The organism is Bacillus sp. BB51/4 (genome assembly GCF_008368845.1).
GTDB lineage: Bacteria > Bacillota > Bacilli > Bacillales > Bacillaceae_G > Bacillus_A > Bacillus_A wiedmannii.
In genome coordinates this window covers 265886-288038 of the sequence record NZ_QOSC01000012.1, presented here as the reverse complement: position 1 = coordinate 288038, position 22153 = coordinate 265886, and the positions used below count along the sequence as shown (strand labels likewise).

At 31.6% G+C, this 22153-nt stretch carries 20 protein-coding genes, 1 pseudogene and 1 other annotated feature; of the genes and pseudogenes, 17 read left to right on the top strand and 4 right to left on the bottom strand.

The features are described 5' to 3' along the window. The first annotated feature begins 125 nt into the window (after nucleotides 1-125). From DN392_RS16225 to DN392_RS16210, 4 genes are all read left to right on the top strand, one after another. Entirely contained in the window at nucleotides 126-674 is a 549-nt protein-coding gene (locus DN392_RS16225; RefSeq protein ID WP_001038204.1) for an ECF-type riboflavin transporter substrate-binding protein, read from the top strand. 10 nt (nucleotides 675-684) lie between these two features. Continuing rightward, nucleotides 685-2388, top strand: a complete 1704-nt coding sequence (locus tag DN392_RS16220; protein WP_001182492.1) for an ABC transporter ATP-binding protein — start codon at nucleotides 685-687, stop codon at nucleotides 2386-2388. After that, the gene (locus tag DN392_RS16215; RefSeq protein ID WP_048566337.1) at nucleotides 2381-3181 is read left to right on the top strand and encodes an energy-coupling factor transporter transmembrane component T family protein; all 801 of its coding nucleotides are present in this window, start codon (nucleotides 2381-2383) and stop codon (nucleotides 3179-3181) included. The genes DN392_RS16220 and DN392_RS16215 overlap by 8 nt, the downstream gene beginning before the upstream one ends. Before the next feature lie 135 nt (nucleotides 3182-3316). Further along, nucleotides 3317-3424 (top strand): YjcZ family sporulation protein, encoded by a 108-nt coding sequence (locus tag DN392_RS16210; protein ID WP_000120182.1) that lies wholly within the window; start codon nucleotides 3317-3319, stop codon nucleotides 3422-3424. Nucleotides 3425-3515: 91 nt separating this feature from the next. Here the strand turns inward: DN392_RS16210 and DN392_RS16205 are convergent, their stop codons facing one another. Together DN392_RS16205 and DN392_RS16200 are read right to left on the bottom strand one after the other, a co-directional pair. Further along, nucleotides 3516-4784, bottom strand: coding sequence for a sensor histidine kinase (locus DN392_RS16205; protein ID WP_001012276.1), 1269 nt, complete (start codon nucleotides 4782-4784; stop codon nucleotides 3516-3518). Nucleotides 4785-4869: 85 nt separating this feature from the next. Next, the gene (locus tag DN392_RS16200) at nucleotides 4870-5751 is read right to left on the bottom strand and encodes a protein kinase domain-containing protein (RefSeq protein WP_071742482.1); all 882 of its coding nucleotides are present in this window, start codon (nucleotides 5749-5751) and stop codon (nucleotides 4870-4872) included. 127 nt (nucleotides 5752-5878) lie between these two features. Between DN392_RS16200 and DN392_RS16195 the strand changes: the two genes are divergently transcribed. From DN392_RS16195 to DN392_RS16150, 10 genes are all read left to right on the top strand, one after another. Beyond that, entirely contained in the window at nucleotides 5879-6391 is a 513-nt protein-coding gene (locus tag DN392_RS16195; protein WP_001187285.1) for a GrpB family protein, read from the top strand. Nucleotides 6392-6561: 170 nt separating this feature from the next. Then, a complete protein-coding gene (locus DN392_RS16190; protein WP_000644537.1) occupies nucleotides 6562-7551 on the top strand; it encodes a zinc-binding dehydrogenase in 990 nt (329 codons plus the stop codon). A gap of 246 nt (nucleotides 7552-7797) precedes the next feature. Next, nucleotides 7798-8397: an undecaprenyl-diphosphatase gene (locus tag DN392_RS16185; RefSeq protein ID WP_088321650.1), complete on the top strand. Its 600-nt coding sequence runs from the start codon at nucleotides 7798-7800 to the stop codon at nucleotides 8395-8397. A gap of 358 nt (nucleotides 8398-8755) precedes the next feature. Further along, the gene (locus tag DN392_RS16180) at nucleotides 8756-10894 is read left to right on the top strand and encodes a penicillin-binding protein (protein WP_088321649.1); all 2139 of its coding nucleotides are present in this window, start codon (nucleotides 8756-8758) and stop codon (nucleotides 10892-10894) included. 176 nt (nucleotides 10895-11070) lie between these two features. Then, nucleotides 11071-11329, top strand: a binding site (T-box leader). Nucleotides 11330-11394: 65 nt separating this feature from the next. Then, the gene (locus DN392_RS16175) at nucleotides 11395-12633 is read left to right on the top strand and encodes an MFS transporter (RefSeq protein ID WP_088321648.1); all 1239 of its coding nucleotides are present in this window, start codon (nucleotides 11395-11397) and stop codon (nucleotides 12631-12633) included. Between the two features lie 104 nt (nucleotides 12634-12737). Beyond that, nucleotides 12738-13760: a serine hydrolase domain-containing protein gene (locus tag DN392_RS16170; protein ID WP_061671988.1), complete on the top strand. Its 1023-nt coding sequence runs from the start codon at nucleotides 12738-12740 to the stop codon at nucleotides 13758-13760. 4 nt (nucleotides 13761-13764) lie between these two features. Beyond that, nucleotides 13765-14358, top strand: a complete 594-nt coding sequence (locus tag DN392_RS16165; RefSeq protein WP_000350622.1) for a GNAT family N-acetyltransferase — start codon at nucleotides 13765-13767, stop codon at nucleotides 14356-14358. 105 nt (nucleotides 14359-14463) lie between these two features. After that, the gene (locus DN392_RS16160; protein ID WP_071742476.1) at nucleotides 14464-15117 is read left to right on the top strand and encodes a VanZ family protein; all 654 of its coding nucleotides are present in this window, start codon (nucleotides 14464-14466) and stop codon (nucleotides 15115-15117) included. A 257-nt stretch (nucleotides 15118-15374) separates the two neighbouring features. Next, the gene (locus DN392_RS16155) at nucleotides 15375-15881 is read left to right on the top strand and encodes a DUF3189 family protein (protein ID WP_048566332.1); all 507 of its coding nucleotides are present in this window, start codon (nucleotides 15375-15377) and stop codon (nucleotides 15879-15881) included. 200 nt (nucleotides 15882-16081) lie between these two features. Continuing rightward, on the top strand, nucleotides 16082-16888 hold the full coding sequence (locus DN392_RS16150; protein WP_000831935.1) for a DegV family protein: 807 nt from the start codon (nucleotides 16082-16084) through the stop codon (nucleotides 16886-16888). A gap of 133 nt (nucleotides 16889-17021) precedes the next feature. On the opposite strand, the gene DN392_RS16145 is transcribed toward DN392_RS16150, so the two are convergent. Continuing rightward, nucleotides 17022-17594, bottom strand: a complete 573-nt coding sequence (locus DN392_RS16145) for a DJ-1/PfpI family protein (RefSeq protein ID WP_000684448.1) — start codon at nucleotides 17592-17594, stop codon at nucleotides 17022-17024. Between the two features lie 566 nt (nucleotides 17595-18160). Here DN392_RS16145 and DN392_RS16140 point away from each other — a divergent pair. From DN392_RS16140 to DN392_RS31375, 3 genes and pseudogenes are all read left to right on the top strand, one after another. Continuing rightward, on the top strand, nucleotides 18161-19384 hold the full coding sequence (locus tag DN392_RS16140) for a methyltransferase domain-containing protein (protein WP_000690070.1): 1224 nt from the start codon (nucleotides 18161-18163) through the stop codon (nucleotides 19382-19384). A 112-nt stretch (nucleotides 19385-19496) separates the two neighbouring features. Next, nucleotides 19497-20792, top strand: coding sequence for an MFS transporter (locus DN392_RS16135; protein ID WP_088321647.1), 1296 nt, complete (start codon nucleotides 19497-19499; stop codon nucleotides 20790-20792). Nucleotides 20793-20861: 69 nt separating this feature from the next. After that, a pseudogene (locus tag DN392_RS31375) lies at nucleotides 20862-21017 on the top strand (methyltransferase family protein); the annotation flags it as partial. Nucleotides 21018-21065: 48 nt separating this feature from the next. Here DN392_RS31375 and DN392_RS16130 read toward each other — a convergent pair. Then, entirely contained in the window at nucleotides 21066-21764 is a 699-nt protein-coding gene (locus DN392_RS16130; protein WP_000035805.1) for a hypothetical protein, read from the bottom strand. Nucleotides 21765-22153: the final 389 nt, after the last annotated feature.

The following is a 22153-nucleotide window of genomic DNA, read 5'->3' as shown; positions in this document are numbered from 1 at the left end:
GAAGAAAATGACCTCTTATGTAAGGGGTCATTTTTTGTTGTATAGAAAGGGAGTGTCGATGCATAATTCATTTTCAAAATAAATATAGAGTAATAAAAGTTGACTAATACGGGAGGGGAATTGTAATGAACAAATTATCAACAAAGTTAGTAGTAGCAATCGGAATTGGAGCAGCATTATACGGGATATTAGGACTTTGGGGATTTTCTATTGCACCCAATACATTTATTAAACCTGCATTAGCTATTTTAACCGTTTTTGGAGCGTTATTTGGTCCAGTGGCAGGACTTTTAATAGGACTTATCGGTCATACCGTAACAGATACAATCGCTGGATGGGGTATTTGGTGGGGGTGGGTTATTAGTTCAGGCATTATTGGCTTTGCAATGGGACTCATTCAAAAAAGAGTTAGCTTTAGTGTGAAAAACGGGGCGTATAATAAGCGGGATATTTCTTATTTAGCTATTACTGGGTTAATTGGTATTGTCATTGCTATTATATTTGCTGGGGCATTCGATGTTATTGTGATGGGAGAACCATTTGACAAAATTATTATACAAGTATTAGGAGCAACAATTGCTGATGTTATTGTATTTTTAGTTCTTGGATTGCCAATTACAATAGGTCTAGCTAAATCTAATAAGAAACATACACATTTAAAAATTGAAAAGTAGGGATGTTAACATGCAACCAATCATTTCTTTTGAACAATTCAGCTTTCAATATGAACATGCTGCGCAGCCTACTGTAAAAGACATTACATTTCATATATACCCTGGAGAAAAAGTACTAATTGCTGGACGAAGTGGTTCAGGGAAGTCAACGTTAGCTCATTGTATAAATGGGCTAATCCCCTTTTCTTATGAAGGGATTAGTACTGGTAATATTTTAATTGCCGGAAAAGACCCGAGGAAAGAGAGTGTTTTTGAACTGAGTAAACAGGTAGGAACAATTTTGCAAGATCAAGATGCTCAATTTATTGGTCTTACAGTAGAAGAGGACGTAGCTTTTTATTTAGAAAATGAATGTGTAAATCAAGATGATATGAAAAAGATTGTTTCGGACTCATTAAAAAAGGTAAAGATGCATACTTTTCATAAACAAAGTCCACATGAATTATCAGGAGGGCAAAAACAAACTGTTTCTTTAGCAGGTTTGTTAACAACAAATGCTGATATATTATTGTTCGATGAACCGTTAGCAAATTTAGATTCAGCAAGTAGTTTACATACGATAGAACTTATTAAAGGCATACATAAACAATATAATAAAACAATTGTAATTATTGAACATCGAATAGAAGAAATGTTAAACCTGGATTTAGATAAAATCATTTTAATGAATGAAGGGGAAATTGTTGCGATAGGGACACCAGAAGAGATTTTAGCGTCAAATATATTACCATCTATCGGCTTAAGAGAGCCTATGTACGTAGAAGTATTAAAGAAATTGCAGTTTGATGGTAATAATGACGTAATATACTACCCACTTGAAAATCTTCAAAGGGAAAGTGTTCGTAGCGTAATAAATGAGTGGATGGAGAAGCAAGTTTCTTTTAAAGGTACTCCTACAAAAAAAGAATTATTGAAAGTAGAGAATTTGTCATTCTCCTATCCTAATAAACAAAAAGTATTGGACAATGTAAATTTCTCCATATATGAAGGTGAAATTGTAGCACTTTTGGGCCATAATGGAGCCGGTAAATCAACATTAGCTCATAGTCTTATAGGCATAAACAAAACAAAAAATGATAGGATTGTATTTGATGAAGTAAATATCAATTCTTGGTCTATTCGTAAACGTGGTGAGGTTATATGTTATGTGATGCAAAATCCAAATCATATGATTACACAACCTACTGTTATAGAAGAGGTTTCATTTTCATTAAAATTAAAAAAGTTTTCAAAGGAAGAAATTAAGCTTAGAGCGGAAGAAACATTAAAACTTTGTGGTTTGTATCCATTTCGAAATTGGCCAATTCAGGCATTAAGTTATGGACAAAAGAAGAGAGTAACGATTGCATCTGTACTAATAGCAAATCCGAAACTTATCATATTAGATGAACCGACAGCGGGACAAGATTATTATCATTATAAACAGTTTATGTCGTTTATTAGAAAACTAGCTGTACAGGGAATATCTTTTATTTTTATCACACATGATATGAATCTCGCTTTAGAATATGCAGACAGAGCGATTGTTCTAGATGAAGGGGAAATTATTGCGAATAATTCCGCGTCCGTTGTATTAGGGGATACAGAAACGTTACAAAGGGCGAACCTAAGAGAAAGTTCTTTATTGAAACTAGTTAAATTTAGTGAGATTTCATATCCTGAAAGGTTTATGGAACATTATTTTGAGGATATTAGGAGGGAGGAAGGTGTATAGTACATATTTTCATCGCATGGATGAAGCAGTGAAATTGTTGTTATTTATTTTTTGTATGACACTTACTTTTTTGTTTTTTGATTTTCGTATATTGCTATTTGTATTTATGATTGGATGTATCGGACTACTTATTGCTAAAATCCCATTTCGTAAAATTTGCCTTGTTTTTACTGTTATATTTACATTTAGTTTATTAAATTCTGTCATGATTTTATTTATTACACCAACTCATGGATCTGAATTAACCGAATCATATACTTCGTTTTTACATATCGGATATGCAACAATTACATATGAAACATTATTTTATGCAGCTACACTTTCATTAAAATATTTTACGTTATTACCATTTACACTTATTTTTATATATACGACTGATCCAAGCAAATTTGTGAGTAGCTTAAGTAAATTTCGAATTCATTATAAGATTACATATGCAATAAATATTGCATTACGTTATATACCTGATATTCAGTCCGAATATAAAGTTATTAAACATGCGCAAGAGGCGAGAGGAGTAGCTTTTGAAAAAGGAGAAGCAAGTTTATGGATTCGTATAAAAAACCGTGTCTTAATTTTCTGGCCTTTAATTATTCATTCACTAGATAGAATCGATACAGTTTCAAATGCAATGGATTTAAGAGGATTTGGAAAGAAGGATAAACGTACATGGTTTTATACAAATAAAGCGAAAAAAGGGGATTTCATTGCTTTATTTGTAGGTGTTTTTATTTTAATTATTGCAGTATATTTAAAGTTACATGTATTTCAAAACTTTTGGTATCCATTTTAAAGCACTCTCAAATGAGTGCTTTTACTTATTTTTATGTAGACATGCTCAAAAAAGGGATATTCACATAATGTATAATACGAACCAGTTAAAATGATCAACTACCTATTAGTTTTCAAACCAAAAGGAGGAGAAAATATGAGTTACGGTGGTTCTTGTGGTTTTGGTGGAGGTTTCGCTTTACTAGTTGTGTTATTTATTTTATTAATTATCGTTGGATGCAGCTGCTGGGGCGGAGGGTACTAATTTCTAATTAGTCTCCACAAATGTAAACTAAAAAAACATAGAAGATACTTATGTATCGAAACAAATAAAAAGGAGCAATTATGCTCCTTTTTTATTTGTTTTCAGATGAGTTCGTATTACATTTCGGCAATGTAATTGTCAAAGTTGTACCTTTATTAACGAGGCTTCGGATTTTTAAACTACCTTGCATCGTTTCAAGAATCTTAACAGCAACCATTGTACCTAATCCTGTACCTTTTGTTTTTGTGCTAAAATAGGGTTCGCCAAATCGATTTATTTGCTCTTGTGACATACCAATTCCGCTATCCTCAATTCGTATTATAACTTTATTATTACTAATAGATGAGGAGATATGTAAAGTACCACCATTAGGCATTGCTTCAATACTATTTTTTATTAGGTTTAAAAAACATTGTTGAAAGTGCTGTTTATTACCAACAATTGATGCCCTAGAGAAATCTTTCGTAATATGTATTGTATTCATATTACATAAAGGTAAGATCATATTAATAACTCGAGTTAACTCTTGTTCTACTGAAATATGATCTGATTTTTCTGAAGCAGGTTTGGCAAACGTTAAATAATCATCAATAATTCCTTGTGCACGATGTAACTCTTCAAGTATATGTTCAATATACTCGTCTCTTGATTCTGGAGTTAAATTAGGTGTTTTTAAAAGTTGAGTAAATCCTTTTACGACAGTTAAGGGATTTCTTACTTCGTGCGATATACTAGCAGCAAGTTGGCTAACAATCTCCATTTTTTCCATTTTAATCATCTTCGATCGCATACATACTGCATCTTTTAAAACTTCATTAAAATAAATGACAAACAACATCAAAATGGTTGGTAATATTATGAAATAAATAATGTACAAATTATTCACTTCAAAATCTGATAAAGTTAATACAATTACAGTTGTAAATATTGCTAGAAAAAATGTTAAAAACATTCCATAAGCTACTTTAATTTTTCTATTATACTTATTAAATTTTGCGGATGCGAATGCTGTAACGATAAACATTGTGCCATAAACTAGTATTGTTAACATACTAAATCCATAAAATGAAAATCTTGTAATTAATAAAATAGCAAACAAAATGATACCAACAGGGAAGCCACCATAAAGTGTGCCTATTATAACTGGTATTTGTCTTAAATCATGAATACAATTTTCATCCATATAGATTGGATAGCGCATACATAAAATAAGAGGGATACTCGTACAAAGGATAATAAGTAATTTTTTATATTTCTTTAAATAGCGTCCGCTATCATATATAAAATAAAAAATAAATATACTACTTAAAATGTAAAGAAGATTATTTAATACGTTTTGATTAATATAAACAAAGTTCATAATATTTTCCTCGTTATTTTGAATTTCCATTTTATATGTATTATACATGATTATAGTAGAAACTTTATGTTTTTAATAATATAGGTTATATCTTTTCAGCATTTGCCGCGTTTATCCACTCTTCATAAAATACTTTAACTGATTCATATCGTTCAGCTCGGCTTTCATTTACAGCACGATACGCTATTTCATATAAATTCCTACTTGCTTCCCATTTTGTAAAGGAACGATCTTTTCCACCTCCTAAAATTTCGAAAGCCATCGCCCCCATATTAAATACATTTGTTCTTGCATCAATCATAGCGTTTAGCTTAAATTCTTCAGGAGACATAAAACGCGAGGAACCCCATAATCTTCCCATTTTATTCACGTATGGTTTTTTAGAATACAAATCAATATCACAAATCTTCGTCTCATTTGTATGGAAATTATATAAAATACTACCGTCATAAAAATCTATTGCTACATAGTTTTCCTTTTCGACATATGTATGGAAAGAAAACATAGAATTTAAGGATTGAATTCGCTCCAAAACAGATAAATGCTTATATTTATAATAAGGAGAGTTTGGATTTTTATATTTCTCAGGAGGCGGGAAACTCCAATGTGAATGAAGACATTCGCCATCAAACCAATCAAAAATTAAGACATATCCAGATTGAACGGGAAAATGTTCAATTAATTGTATAAGTGACTCATGCTTTAATTCTTCATATAAGGAAACTGAATTTTTTAATCTATCAATTGCATCGCTGGTCTTTCCATTATATGCAATTGTATGTGCCCCTGCATATTTAATAAATTTCTTATGACCATCTTTTTCTACACCAAAAGATAGATTTCCTGAATCTTGCTGGTCAAAAACCGCAAATACGGTTCCTAATTTCATAAGCCAATCAAAATTATGATGTTCTTTTAATTGGAATGTTACTTGATTTAATTGAATTTCAACTGGAATATCTTTCATAATATACCTCACATTTATTATAATTAAGTTGTATATTTCAGTATTCGACATATTTTGTAAAAATCCTATGTTAATCACATGAAATTTTATAAATATAATAATAAACACTTATAAGAGGGTGAACAATATGCAACAACAAATCGTTATTAAACCATATCAAAAAGATTGGTATGAAGAGTATGGAATAGAAAAAGAGAAATTTATTTCATTATTTGGAGGAGAATGTATCGCTATTGAACACATAGGGAGCACATCTGTACAAGGATTAGGAGCGAAACCTCTAATTGATATGATGATTGGCGTAACGGATTTACAAATTACTGAAAAGTGGATTGAAGATTTATTAAATATTGGATATGAGTATGTTCCAAAAGAAACACCTAATCGACGTTTTTTTAGAAAGGGAAAATGGAGAGCTGGTACCCATCATTTGCATGTTTATATTTATAATAGTGACGAATGGAAAAACAATCTTTTATTTCGAGACTTTCTAATAAAACATGAATGGGCACGTAAAGAATATAGAGAATTAAAAGAGAAACTTGCAACTACATATCCTTTTGATCGTGTTTCATATACAAAGGAAAAGGCACCGTTTATTCAAAGAATTTTAGAATTGGCCAAAACTCAAAAAAACTAAAATTACAGATTCTTATCTAAAAAATTTTTAAAATTTTTCCTACGTTATTTATAGGGAGGGATTTTTTCTTTTGTCATAACGATATACATTATTTCTAATTATTGGAGACGGATTATTTTATTTATTTCGATATTTCTAGTACATTGAAAATATTAAGGGGGAATTAAACAATGAAAGCTATTGTACATCAATATAAAAAAGGGGTAGAAGGATTAGAATATAAATTTTTACCTGAAACAAATCTTAATGCCGGTGAAGTAAAAGTAAAGTTAAAAGCTGCAGGATTAAATCATAGGGATTTATTTATTATATACAATAGAAAAGAAATGGAGCTGCCGTTAGTAATAGGGTCAGATGGTTCAGGAATTGTTACAGAAATCGGAGAAGGTGTTTCAAATAATTTATTAAATAGCGAGGTTATTATCAATCCTAGCATTGGATGGGAAAATATTGCCGAAGTACCAGATTTACCAGAGGTGTTAGGTGGACCGAAAGATGGGACGTTTGCTGAATTTGTTATTGTGCCAGCTGAAAATGTAGTGGCAAAACCGTCATATCTTACTTGGGATGAGGCTGGAGTTTTATCTTTATCGGCATTAACAGCATATAGAGCGCTTTTTACAAAGGGTAAATTGAAGTGTGGAGAACATGTTTTAATTCCGGGAATAGGCGGCGGTGTAGCGACATTTGTGATGTTATTTGCGAAAGCAATTGGCGCAAAAGTAAGTGTTACATCAAGGGTAGAGAACAAAAGACAGTTTGCCGAAACATATGGCGCAGACTTTTCTTTTAATAGTTCTGGAAATTGGGAAGAGAGTTTACGCGGAGAGAAAGTAGATTTAATAATCGATAGTATAGGTCCAGCAACATTCTTACAATATTTTGATGTATTAAAACCAAATGGGAGAATTGTTAATTTTGGTGCAAGCTCAGGAGATAAAATTGAATTGCCATTACGTGCATTATTTTATAACCAAATCGATATTATGGGGACATCTATGGGTAGCCGTGAGGAATTTAATGAAATGGTTAAGTTTATTGAGAAACATAAGATTAAACCAATTATTGATAAAGTATATTCGTTAGAAGAAGCCATTGGGGCGTTAAGTCGTATGGAACAAGGAGAACAATTTGGTAATATCGCACTTCGTATGTATTAAAAATACGATTTCGCAACTACTATATTTAAGTAACAATGTTATGTATTCTACATATGAAAAGTATGTAATTCGTATTGTTTTAAAGGTTTTTCAGCTTTATACATAATTAGTCGTAATAATTAGTCTCAATATTGTCAAATGAGTAATAATAAAATGAGAATTAGATGAGAAAAGTTTAAGCCCATTTTCATATTGATGTTGTATACTGTGTAAATCAAGAATGCTTTTATTTAAGGAGAGAGTATTATGAATTACACAGTATTTCAATGGTTTAATAGTTTTGCTGGATCGTCCAAACTATTAGATACGCTAATGGTTGCTATTACAAATAGCGCTGCATATGTAGCCATTCTATTTATGTTTATCTTATGGTTTAATAATGGAAAGAAAGAGAATGCAATAATAAAACAATATACAGTTTTATATACGACACTTTCAGTTATTATTACATTACTAGTAAATGTTCTTATACACAAGGTTTATTATCATCCGCGTCCATTTGTATCACATGATGTACATCAATTAGTACCACATGCAGCAGACTCATCATTTGTTAGTGATCACTCTGTACTTGTATTTTCCATCGCATTTGTATTTTTACTTAGAGGAGAAAAACTTAAATATGTCGCTCTTATTTGGGCAGTATTAGTTGGTGTATCACGTATGTACGTAGGAGTTCATTATCCTCTAGATATACTTGGTGCAGCTTTCTTAACATTTATTACGAGCGGTTTAGTAGTGCAAAGTACACGTATGTTTGAACCGATAGCGAAATTTGTATTTAAAATGTACGTATTGGTGGCGAAACGAATTCCTTTTTTAGCGAAATATAATCATATAGCTTAATTTTTATAAATAACTATTTATAGGTTTGTTAAAAAGTTCTCCTTTGGAAATCCAGAAGGGAACTTTTTTATTATGCACAAGATAAGGGTATGCGTATGAAAAGAGTGGCGAAAGAACAACGGAATTAGCATCATAAGTTCCTATTAAATTTGTATAAGTTAACCATCTTATGACGGAATATTCTTAAATTTCACGCACCGTACTGTAAATAGAAAAATAAAAGCAGAAACAACAGCTACTTTCAGAACGATTTAAAGGAATTAAAAGGAAAAGTTCGAAACATATAGTATTGAAAACAAAAATTACATAATTGTAGCACACCTCTGCAGTAGTTAATTGTGAAAGAAAGGGGATAAATATGCATAAACTTCAAACGAATAAAGGCGCGCGGTATTTTATGGTTGCTTTTATTGTTTTGTTTCTTATTATGCTTTTGCGTTTTTTCTATATTCAAGCAGTAGGGGTCGTCCATAATGTAGATGTAAAGGACCTTGCAACTGAACAACATAATAAAAAGGGTGTTTTGGAAGCAAATCGTGGCACAATATATGATCAAGCTGGAAAAGTATTAGTCCAAGATTCCACAACTTACCGTGTTGTTGTGAATTTAAAAGGAACAAATAAAGTGAAAAATAAAGATGAAACCGCAAGGCAATTAGCTGATGCGCTTGAAATTGATAAAGAGGACGTATTAAAAAATTTTCATGATGGACGTACGCAAGTTGAAATCGGAAAAGTTGGTCGGAATTTATCTAGAGAATTGAAAGAACAAATCAGGAAAATGAAAATTCCGGGTGTTTCTTTTATGCCAGAGAAAGCAAGAGTGTATCCAAATGAAGATTTTGCATCTTATATTCTTGGTTTTGCTAGACCTGACGATAAAGGAAATACAGAAGGGAAATTTGGACTTGAAAAAAGTTTGGATAAATATTTGCGCTCGACAAATGGGAAAATAGAATATGTAGGCGCGCGAAGAGGTATCCCGCTTACAAATGATATAGGAAAAATAGAACCCGCTAAAAATGGAAATAACGTATACCTTACGCTTGATAAACAAATTAATGGTTTTTTAGAAGAAGCAATGAACAAGGCACAAGAGCACTATGATCCTTCTATGTTAGTAGGAATCGTAGCGGATCCAAAGACAGGGAAAGTTTTAGCAATGTCTAGTAAACCAAGTTTTAATCCTAATAAAGGCGATATTGAATATTTTTTAAATGACCCAATCGCAAATGCATTTGAACCAGGTTCAACAATGAAAATATTTACGTTAGCTGCTACAATTAATGAAGGGGTATATAACGGGAAAGAATATTTCCAATCCGGAAAATATTCAGTTGGTTCATCTGATATTAAAGATCATAACGGTGGGTTTGGATGGGGATCTATTACATTTGATGAAGGGTTTGAAAGGTCATCAAACGTAGCTTTTTCTATTTTAGAAGATCAGTTATTGAAACCGGATAAATTTAAGCAATACATGAAAAAATTTGGATTCAACCAAAAAACCGGAATAGATTTACCTGGTGAAAGTAAAAATACTTTATTATTAAATACACAAATTCAACAAGTGACATCTTCTTTCGGACAAGGTTCTACAGTAACTCCCATTCAATTAATCCAAGCAGCTACTGCTATAGCAAATGACGGGAAAATGATGCAACCATATATCGTTGACAAAGTTGTAAATCCAACAAACAAACAAGTTATTATGGAAAATCAACCGAAAGAAATTGGGAATCCAATAAAAAAAGAGACAGCGGACAAGGTAAGGAACTTAATGGAGCGTGTTATTACGTCCTCAAAAGGTACTGGTACAATGTATAAAGTGGATGGTTATCCAATAGGAGGTAAGACAGGAACAGCTCAAATTCCGAATCCTGAAAATGGACGATATATGGAAGGAAAAGAGAATTATATTTTTTCATTTTTAGGAATGGCTCCAATTGATGATCCAGAGTTAATTGTATACTTAGCTATTAAGCAACCAAAGTTAAAAGGAGACGAATATGGAGCTCAGCCGCTTGCTGAAATATTTAAACCAGTTATGAAAAATGGCCTTGAATATTTAAAGGTGAAACCATATACAGAAATACAAATGGCAGATGCAACGAAACGATCCCAATTAAAAGTACAAAACTATGTCAATCAATCAATGGATACGGTAGAGAATAGTGTAAAAAAGGAGAAACTACAACCGATAATTTTAGGAGAAGGAAAAATAATGAAACAATATCCGCAGTCTGGCGAAGTAATGAGTGAAGGCGATCGTATATTTCTACTAGGGAATAACGCAAAAATGCCAAATTTACAAGGTTGGTCCATGCGTGATGTTATGTATTTCTCTAAACTATTAAAATTAGATTTAAAAACTACAGGTACGGGCTATGTAACGAGTCAAAGCATTGAAAAGGGACATGATATACAAGAAGGCGATATATTAGAACTAGAATTAGAACCACCGTTACAACCGTTAGCAGAGGCGAATACAAATTAATTTGGGCAATGTGAAGGGTCTATATACAATAGGCTCTTTTTTTATAGATTTAAGTAATTTCACGCACCGTAATTTTTTGAAAAAATAATAAATAAGATAATCACCAGTGACATGTCGGTAAATATCTGATTATTTTATATTTACAGTTAAATAAACTTGTGATAATATGGGGAAAATCAAATGCAGTGAAGAGAAGAGTAAATAAAATGAATTTTTCACAGAGAGCTCCATTTAGCTGAAAAGGAGTAAAAATTCTTTATTGAACCAAGCCTCTGAGCAGCACATCGGAACCTTTTATTAGGGGATAGTGTGACGGGAGCTCCCGTTATAGAGCTATGGTATAAGCATGAATTAGAATGCAGTACCTGATAAGGTTAATATGGCGACATATTAACAAACTAGGGTGGCACCGCGATGATAAATCTCGTCCCTAAGACTAAAAGTCTTGGGGGTGGGATTTTTTTATTGTTTCACAACAATTTGGAAAGCGGGGGCCTAAAATGAAAAACTTACTTAAAGATTGGAAATATCCATTTTTACTACTGTCTGGAGTTGGTATTGCGAATTTAGGGGCATGGATTTACTTAATAGCACTAAATGTACTTGTCTATAATATGGGGGGATCAGCTTTAGCTGTTGCTACTTTATATGTAATTAAACCATTAGCCGCTTTATTTACAAACGCTTGGTCAGGAAGTATGATTGATCGTTTAAATAAACGGAAGTTAATGATTCACCTCGATATATATCGTGCGGTATTTATCGCTATTTTACCGTTACTTCCATCACTTTGGGTTGTTTATGTATTCGTATTCTTTATTAGTATGGCAAATGCGATTTATGAGCCTGCTGCTATGACATATATGACGAAATTAGTTCCAGTAGAGCAAAGACAACGTTTCAACTCATTACGTAGTTTAATAGGATCTGGTGCATCTTTAATTGGTCCAGCGATAGCGGGAGTATTGTTAATAGCAAGTACACCGGAGTTTGCTATATATATAAATGCTATAGCATTTCTCTTATCAGGAGTAATTACATTGCTGTTACCTAATCTTGATAAAAAATCCGATATTACTACGTCAAATGATAAGTTATCTTTAGCTGTACTAAAAAAAGATTGGAACATCGTTTTAAATTTCAGTAAAAAATCTTTATATATCGTTTTTGTGTATTTCTTATTTCAAGGGATGATGGTTTTAGTTGCCGCAACTGATTCACTTGAATTGTCATTTGCGAGAAAAGTTTTATTGTTAACAGATAGTGAATATGGCTTTTTAGTTAGTATCGCTGGAGCCGGGTTTATTTTAGGAGCTATAACAAATACAATTTTATCCAAAAAAATAGCGCCTTCATTTTTAATTAGAATAGGATCATTATTCATAGCAATCGGTTATTTAATTTATGCTTTTTCAAATGAATTTTTAATAGCTGCTATCGGATTCTTTATTTTATCTTTCTCTATGGCGTATGCAAATACAGGATTTTATACCTTTTATCAAAATAATATACCTGTCCATATGATGGGACGGATTGGGAGTATATATGGGCTTGTGATTGCGGGCATCACCATTTTAATTACGATTTTGTTCGGAGTCGCAACTCAATTTATTTCTATACAACTTGTGGTTATTTTAGGCTCACTGGTAATGCTGCTTATAACTATCATATTATGTGTGTTTATTTTATTGCCATCACAGTCTAAAGTGCATTCCTCTGAGTCAATCAATTCAAAATAGTAATCTTGGTTTTGATTTACGGTATTCAATAGGAGGGTTTACCCTCCTATATATGGAAATATAAGAAAGGTGAACAATATTGATAAACGAGGGTGGTTTTTGTAATGAAAACAAAAGATCAAATAGACAGCATTGTAAAAGAAATGCATCAGTATATAGATTTCTCTGGGGTAATTTTAGTAAAAGAAGAAAAAGGCTTAGTCTATGAAGAGGCGTTTGGTTACGCAAATCGCAATGAATGTATAAATAATACGCTACAAACAAGGTTCGGAATTGCCTCCGGTTGTAAAATATTCACTGCTATCGGTATCTGTCAACTTGTTGAAAAAGGTGTAATTACTCTTCAAACAAAGTTAAAAGAGTGTTTACGTATAAACTTTCCAAACTTTAATGAAGATATTACAATACATCATCTTTTGACGCATAGTTCGGGTATTCCGGATTATTTTGATGAAAGTATTATGGATAACTTTGAGGATCTTTGGAAAGAAACTCCTATGTATCTATTAAAAAATTTAAAAGACTTCTTACCATTATTCCAAAACAGAAATATGATGTTTGCACCTGGAAGTAAGTTTCATTACAACAATGCAGGTTTTATCATACTTGGATTAATAATCGAAGAACAGACAGGACTTAAATTTACGGAGTATATAGAAAAAAACATATTCAATCCAATTGGTATGAATGATTCTGGCTATTTTTCTTTAGATAGATTACCAAGACACACAGCTCTAGGATATATAAAAGACGAAATTAACCAAAATTGGAGAACAAACGCCTACTCTATACCAATAAAAGGTGGTTCTGATGGTGGTGCTTTTATTACTGCGCCAGACATGCTGAAATTCTGGGAAGCGTTATTTAACTATGAAATCATAAGCCGAGAATATACAAACATACTTTTAACTCCGCACATTCAAGTAAATAAAAATCAGTCTTACGGCTATGGAATATGGATTGAAACAAGAGAAAACAAGATATTCAAATATCATGTAATGGGATATGATCCAGGAGTCAGTTTTCGCTCAGCCGTATATCCAGGTGTAGGAATTACATTAGTTATTCCATCAAATAAAGGAGCAGGACCCGAAAAATTAATGACAGAAATAGAAGGAGCTTTTTAATTATATGGATATAGAAATTAGAGCGTATAGAAAAGAGGATGAAGCTGGTTGGGTACGTTGTCGTGTGTTGTCTTTTTTAGATACAGCATATTACGATAATGTATTTAGAGAGAAAGAAAAATATGAAAATCCTGCTATTGAATTAGTAGCAGTATATGAAAATCAAATTGTGGGTTTAATAGATATCGAATATGAATTAGAAGAACGTGCAGTTTGTTCAAGAGGAACTGGTCTTGGCGGCATGATTTGGCATATTGCAGTTCATCCGGATTTTCGTAGAATGAAGATTGCTAATCAACTATTAAATGCGGCAGAAAAGTTAGCGAAAGAACTTAACCTAAATCGATTGGAAGCGTGGACTAGGGACAATTTATGGGTTCACGAATGGTATGAAAAGAACGGATTTGTAAACGTAGATTCATATTTACATGTATATTCCGATCATACAGACGAGATAAAAGGTGTAATGAAAAGTAACGTTGATCAGTTATATCCAGTTCAAACATTTGCTCATTATACAGGTGAAAATAAAGAAGAGATAAGAAAACAATTTAAACGAGTTCACGATTGTTTTTGTTTTGAAAAGTATTTTAACTAGAAAACATTTATTTTATAAATAAATGTTTTCTAGAATGAAATATAATTCTATACAAGTGAATTTAAGAACATTATATTTATATCTGCAGATTTATAAAATATTACTATGATAGGATGTGTTAACAGTTTGTATATGATCAATGGTAGTGTGTTTATCATAGTAGGAGTTATCTGTTATTTGATTGTACGAAGTATTTTTATTGGAATGAAAAGTAAAAAAGGTGTGAATTGGTGGAAAGAACTAATTAGTTTTCTATTCGTAATATATATTGGTATGGTTGTTGCAATAACTTTATTCCCTATTCCAATCGGTTTTCCAACTAGTTTTGGGCATATAAGACTTTCAATCAATAGTATCCCCTTTGCTTCAATTATTAAAGATATTGATAAAATAGGAATTGCTTATGATGGTGATGTTCTATTTATGATTGGCCTCATCGTAAGAAATGTAGGTGGAAATATTTTATTATTAATGCCTTTAGGATTTTTAGCACCAATTATATGGGATAAATTCAAAAAAATTAAAAACACTATTTTATTAGGTTTAGCTATATCAATTAGTATTGAGTTATTACAACTAACAGAGTCTTTATTTAGTGGATGGGGACGTATTACTGATATTGATGATGTGATTTTTAACGTTATAGGTTCTATTGTAGGATATTTTATTTATAAAATCACTTTAATGCTAGCTAGTAAATTTAATATTCAAGTATTAAATAAGACTAATTCTAAAGGTGTAGAATCTATTGATAATTGACAGTTCATACGGGTTAATAGATATGTTTGTTTTGAATAAAGATGCTAACAGATGTACGAGTCAAAAGTACGTCTGTTTATTTTTATTAATAATGCTTACGACTATTACATTATGTACCGTAATAAATAGACGATAGTATAATTGAAAAATATATAATGAATTAACAAAAAAATTGTAAATACATTCATCCTTTGTTTATCAATGCTGTGAACGGTAATACTAAATAACATTGAACTTTTACAACAAGGGATGATAATATGATATTCATTTATACAGATTTTGGTGGAACACATTCAACTTCACTCGCTGCTGCTTATCATTTAAATAAATTACCAACTGATCGTAAGTTAACAAAAAAAGAAATTTTGAATGTAGATTACTTTAATAAATTAAAAACAGAAGATATGGGCAAAATCATTTTTCATGGAATAGATGAAAATGGTAATCCGGTTTATACAATTGGATGTGGCGCATCAAAAGTCGTTGTACCTGCGATGAAACATTTAGGAGAGATTTTGCAAAAACATTATCAAAGTCATGAAAAGATTATTTTTTCTAATACATCACCAACAGTACCTTTACCAATGACTTTCGGTGGTCTGTTTTCTAGAAGATTTCACATCGACTTCATCGGCGTACCGTTACTCGTATGGGGAGCGAAACTTTGCTGTGATAACGTACAAAGACTTGTTAGTTATACGAAGGAAGCTGGCCGATTGACGAATGATTATGTTGTAATTTTAGATAATGAAACCTTTAAATAATGTATAAAAAGAAGAAAATCGGGCAAATACTTCGGTTTTCTTCTTTTTTTCGTGAAAATGACAAAAAATATTCACATTTAATATCCATCTACTATAGCCAAAACAATAAAGTCCTGTTACTATTACAGGGATATTCTCTTTTCGTAACATAAATATATAGAAAAGTCAGAAAAGAGGAATTGAATTAAGGGAGGAACAACATGAAGCGTGTTGCTTGGATTACTGATAGTACAACTGCGAGTTTTACAACAGAAGGAGATAACTTTGTTATCCCAATTGAAGTTATTATTGATGGTGTGTCGTACAAAGATTGTGAAGATGGTGTGCGTGAGCGCGTCTATAATGCGTTAAACGAAGGTAAAACTGTCACTACATCACAACCTAACATAGGGGAAATGGTAGAGTTATTTTCGAAATGCAAAGAAGAATATGAAGAGGGATTTGCAGTTGCTATTAGCGGAAAAGTAAGTGGAACTTATCAAAACATGAAGTTAGCTGCAGACATGGCAGGTTTCCCATTAACGGTATTGGATAGTAAAACAACAAGTTATCCAATGGATGAACTAATTAGAAAAGCGAAATCGTTATACAATGATGGTATGACGTTACAAGATATACACAAAACATTAGTAGATGAAAAAAGAAGACCTTTCCACGTATTCCCGAAAAGTTTAAAAGGCCTTTACGCAAGTGGACGTGTAAAGGGAGTTCAATTTTTACTTGGAAGTTTATTAAGTGTCAACTTAATATTAGAAGTAAAAGGTGGAGAGCTTTTACTTGAAAAGAAAGTTCGCAAAATCCAAAAATGTCGAGAATACATTAAAAATGAACTCGAAAAAGAATTACCAAAAGTACTTCATATGTTCCATGCTAACGATAAAGATGGAGCTGAAGAATGGATTTCAGATATTAGACAAGCATTCCCTGAAATGGATTTCAAATTATACCCATTACCAATTTCATTTGCAGTACATGCAGGTGAAGGTACAATAGCAATTAGTTATTAATAAAAAACCCGTGAATGATTCGCGGGTTTTTTATTAAATTAAATTGAAAATGGAGGGATATTATGTCGCCATCAAGCAAAAAGGCTCATTTTATCGTTTTGAGGAGCAACCAATCTCTCAACTTGATTTGAAATTAAAAATATAAACCTTTGCCTACTGGCTGAACAGTTTCTAGAACAGTATCGACCATTTCTTCATTGATTAGGGTTCTTATAATCCAGGCTGAGAGATCTTGAGCAGCAAAACAGCCTGCAGCAGTCGAGATATTTCCTTCGTTTACGAAACTTTGTTCAATAACGTCTACATCAAATTCTTTAAGCTGTTCTACTACGGACGGATATGTAGTGGCTTTCTTACCTGTTAGTAATTTTTTAGCTCCTAGTAGTAATGAACCAGAACACATAGATCCTATTAATTGTCTTTGAGGATCTACATGAATGCTATTAAGATACTCTTGATTTTTATATAAATTTTGTACACCCTTACCACTTGCAAATATTACAGCGTCAGCAGACGGAATATCAGATATGCTTCCTGTCATGGGAATACGTAAGCCAGACATGGATATATGAGTTTTTCCCGTTCCTAATAGTTGAACGTTCCAATCAGAAATACCGCCAACTAAACGTACACGATTTAATAAATCCCATGGTAGAAAAACATCTATATCAGTAAAGTTATCAAAACAGACTATTGCAATTTTCATTTTCTAATCCACCCCTTACTGTTGTTACCAGTGCCAATTAACTTTTCTAATAAAACAATTACTTTAACATTTGATTCTAATTCCATAAGTATGGCCCGTTATTTACAAGATGAACTTCTCCTGTTTTATGTTCTATATTAAGTTATAAATCCCTGTATATTCCATGCATTTGAAAGAGGTGTTAGCAATTTTTTAACTCACCCAAACATATAAATCAATTAAATCTTCTGCTTAGTTTCTACCGATTCGTTCTACAAAACCAACATTTTTAGCAATAACTTCGTAAGGTATTTGGAAATGAGAATCTTTAACTTTCTCGAGCAAGTTGGTGTAATTCATCACATACAGAAATAGAAATAAAAGTGTCATCAGAATAGTAGTCCTGCTCCACTGGTTAAATAAAGGAGAGGTGATGATATCCGTTTACATGTATTATACACTTACAAAATATGTGGCATTGAAATATCCTATACATACCTTAAATTCTGTTGTATAGAGAGATAAAAGGATTTTTAAAGATAAAAATAGAAATCTATATAAAAATATATGCAAATGGTAGGGATGTTATGAAAATTGGAAAGTTTGGAGAAGTAAATAACATAAGTATTGATACAATTAGACATTATATGGATCTCGGCCTCATTATTCCTGAAAAAAAGGGCGGTCACAATTTTTTTGACGAGTATTGTCAAACAGATTTAGAGCTTATATTACATTACAAAGAGCTAGGTTTTAGCTTGAATGAAATTAAAGAACTATTTTTTTATAAAAATTTAGCGAAATCTATGAATTACGAAAATGATACTTTTTACCAATCTTTATTTAAATTGAAATATGACAAGATAGAACAGGAAATAGAGCTTTTGGGGAAGAGGCGGGATAAATTAAAGGAAGTGTTACAAGATTTATTATTAACAAATGAAACTTCAAATTCAATTATTGGGATAGATTTAAGCGTACTTCATTTACTTACATGTTCTAATTGTAGCAAAAAACTAATTCTTCAAGATGGAATTATTACTAACAATCAAATTACTGAGGGGAAGCTAATTTGTAATTGTGGTGAAGAATATATTATTACTTCAGGAATTATAACTGCGGGTAAATCATTTAAAGTAAATGAGCAAACGTCACTTGAAGATACTATTTCGGATTATATTCATGAAACTGATAATGCCTATTTGGAAAATATGCATAGGGAAGGGGAATGGGCGAAAAAGAAACTAATACATTTAAATTTAAATAACAAATTAATACTGGATTTAGGATCGGGACTTGGATTCTTTTTGAGAAACATTTATGAAGAACTGCCCGAAGATTGCCTATACATTGCAGTGGATCGAGATTTAAATAAACTTTTATTTTTAAAAGATGTATTAGCGAGAAGAAATCCGAAAAGAAACATTCTCTTTATCTGTGCTGATTTTTTGAATATCCCTATTCAGAATCAGTCAGTTGATATTGTAATTGATCATTCTGGTACGAGCAATTATAGTTTTGAGCATGAGGATTTTTTACTTCACGAACTAAATCCACTTTTTAAAACGGATTGTTATTTAGTAAGTTTATTTATTTTATTTAAAAATTTCAGCTCAAATAGCCAAATTACAAATAACTTTCGAGAAAATTTTACACTTTCAAAAGTAACGAAAGAAATCCAAAATCTACACTTTCAATCCATCGATGAAAGCACTTCAAATTATTTGAAACGAGGAGGAAAGTACGAGGATTTCTTTGTTCAAGGAGAAGAAATTTATACATATTCATTTTTCGGAAAAAGATGGGGTTAACCCCATCTTTTATTTATTTTCCCTTAATACTTTTCAAATAGTACATATTGCTATCGGGTTGACCCAAGAACTTACAATGTACGTAATACAAAGTTAGGCAGGGGGAAAAGTGATGGGAAGTTTACGATTACATATAGAAAATAAAAAAAGAAACCAAGAACTAAGAAATATTTGTTTATACTCAATTGCAAAAACAGTATCAATATTCGGTAGCTCTATGTATAGTTTCGCACTAGGATTATATGTTTTACACATAACTGGATCTGCGTTAAATTTCGCAATTACGCTCATATTAGGAACGATTCCAATGATTGTTATGAATCCATTTGCGGGTGTAATTGCTGATAAAGTTGATAAAAAGAAACTCGTCGTTTGTATGGATCTACTAAGTGGATGCTTATTAATAGCTGTTTATATATTAAGCAGCTATTATGGATTAAACTTATTCATCATTTATACTACAACCTTTCTTATGACAGTGTTTACAACCTTTTTTGGAATAGGATTAGAAGCTGCAAAACCAAATATCGTCTCTAAAGAGAGGCTTATGAGTATTAATTCTATAAGTAAAATTATCGATTCTGTATCTTTAATTCTCGGCCCTATGTTAGGTGGCATCGTTTTTTCAGTATTTAATATTAAGACTTTTATAATTATAAACGGTATTTCTTTTATTCTTTCAGGGATAGCATTACTATTTATTCATTTTAAACTGTTCGAGTACAACATAAATGAGGGAAATTCAAAAAGAGGAGTTAATTTTATTAAAGATATAAAAGAGGGGGTTTCTTACTTACTTGAAAAGGAAAGCTTAAAGAATACGTTTAATATATTAATTTCCCTTAATTTTTTCTTAGGTTTTGCTGTAACTGTTCCATTACCATACATTATTAATACAGTTCTCAATCTGAGTTCTAAACAATTTGGTATCATTCAAGGGACTTTTCCAGTAGGGATGATAATTGGTGCAATTGTAGTAAAAAAGATAACTGATCGTTTTTCTTACTCTTATCTTTTGAAAAAACTAAGTTCTATGTTGTCAGTTTTTATGATTATTTTAGGAATTCCAGTTTTATTCAAAAGTTTTGAAGTGAATGATTTAGTATTCGTTATTACGTATTGTGTTGTTATGATCTTTTTAGGGTTTATTATAGCGCTAATTGATATTCCTTTAATTTATTTCATGCAAAATGAGATTCCCGATGAATACAGGGGAAGGGTTCTCAGCATTGGATTAAGTATAGGTAAAATGATGCTCCCTATAGCAATGGCACTATCCGGTCTATTATTAAATTATATCCCAGCGTACACCATTCCAATTGTAGGGGGATTCTTATATTTAATAGTAATTAAAGTTTCATCAAATCGTTTCATGTTAGAGGTTCATTCGAAAGATTATAGTGCTTAGTAGATTCTTAGATTATTTATAGAATGGATACTGCTACCTCTTTCAAGCTAAGAAAAGCAAATACTATAAAACGAAATTTATAGTTTGTTAATTCCTATAGGCCTATTCTTTGTATTTGTTTTTGACTATATTCCGCAATCGGATAATTACTTACAGAATAAGTACGGTGAACAATTTACGGTGTATAAACAGAAAACAAAAAAACTAATACCGTTTATTTGGTAAATCCGTTTCATAAATTATAAAAAGCACAGGATTATTATCCTGCGCTTTTTATCGTAATTCAGCTGTCTTTCTAATAACAATCTTATCAATATCATCTTCTTCATCACCAATAAATAAACCGCGTTCTTTTAAATACGCCTCAAAATATAAATCTGCCTCTGCACGTTCATCATATGGTTTTACAGATAGAATGAAACCTAATTTATTTTGTTCCTCTAAATGAGAAGTGGAGATGTAGGCCGGTACATTGTGGCGTAAAAAGAGTTCTTTAACCGGAATAATCATATCTTTCATTAATTTCGTTAACATACCCATTTCAAACTCGAAATTAAAGCGATCTATGCTACATAAATCAGCAAATACTACACCAATAAAACCTGTATTAAATACTTCTTGATATTCTACTTCTTCGTTACCGTAAAAATTCTTTTCGATTAAATAATTTATAAAGTAAGAAACACCGTCACTTTGTTCAAATGGTTTCGTTGAAAGAACAAAGCCGATTTTCTTTTGTTTATGTAAATACACACATGACATGTATGCTGAAATGTTATGTTCTTTAAATAGAGAACTTGTTGCTCCAGAGAGGCCATCAAGTACGTGATGAACAATTTGAAGTTTTTTACGAGCGAAATAATAGGATTTCTTTTGTAACTCCAATGTATCAATAAAGACAGAGCCGATAAAGCCTGTATTTGAAATAATAGGTGTTTGCTTTTTTCTTCCTCTGCGCTTTGCTTGAGCCATTGTAAAAATCATCCCTTCATGTACAATTAAAATAAAAAGAACGTTTGTTCGTATATTTATATTTTACTATTAAAACGCTCTAAAGTAAAGGGTTTTTGATGAAAAAATAACAAAAAAGACACCTGTAAAAGGTGCCTTAAACGCTGTAGGGAAGAGGGTTCATCCCAACTATTTATATTATGATACAGAAACGATCTCTTCTGTATCTTCTACATCTAAATGACAGTCCATAGTACGAACATCTTGATCTTCATGACTTCCGAAATAAATAGTAATTTTCATATGTATCGCTCCTTTATTCTAGGAATACCTAAAATAATTACTAGTAATGTTACTGTTTATTATATACCACTTTTTTCATTCCGACAACGTTATATCATTTTTAATTC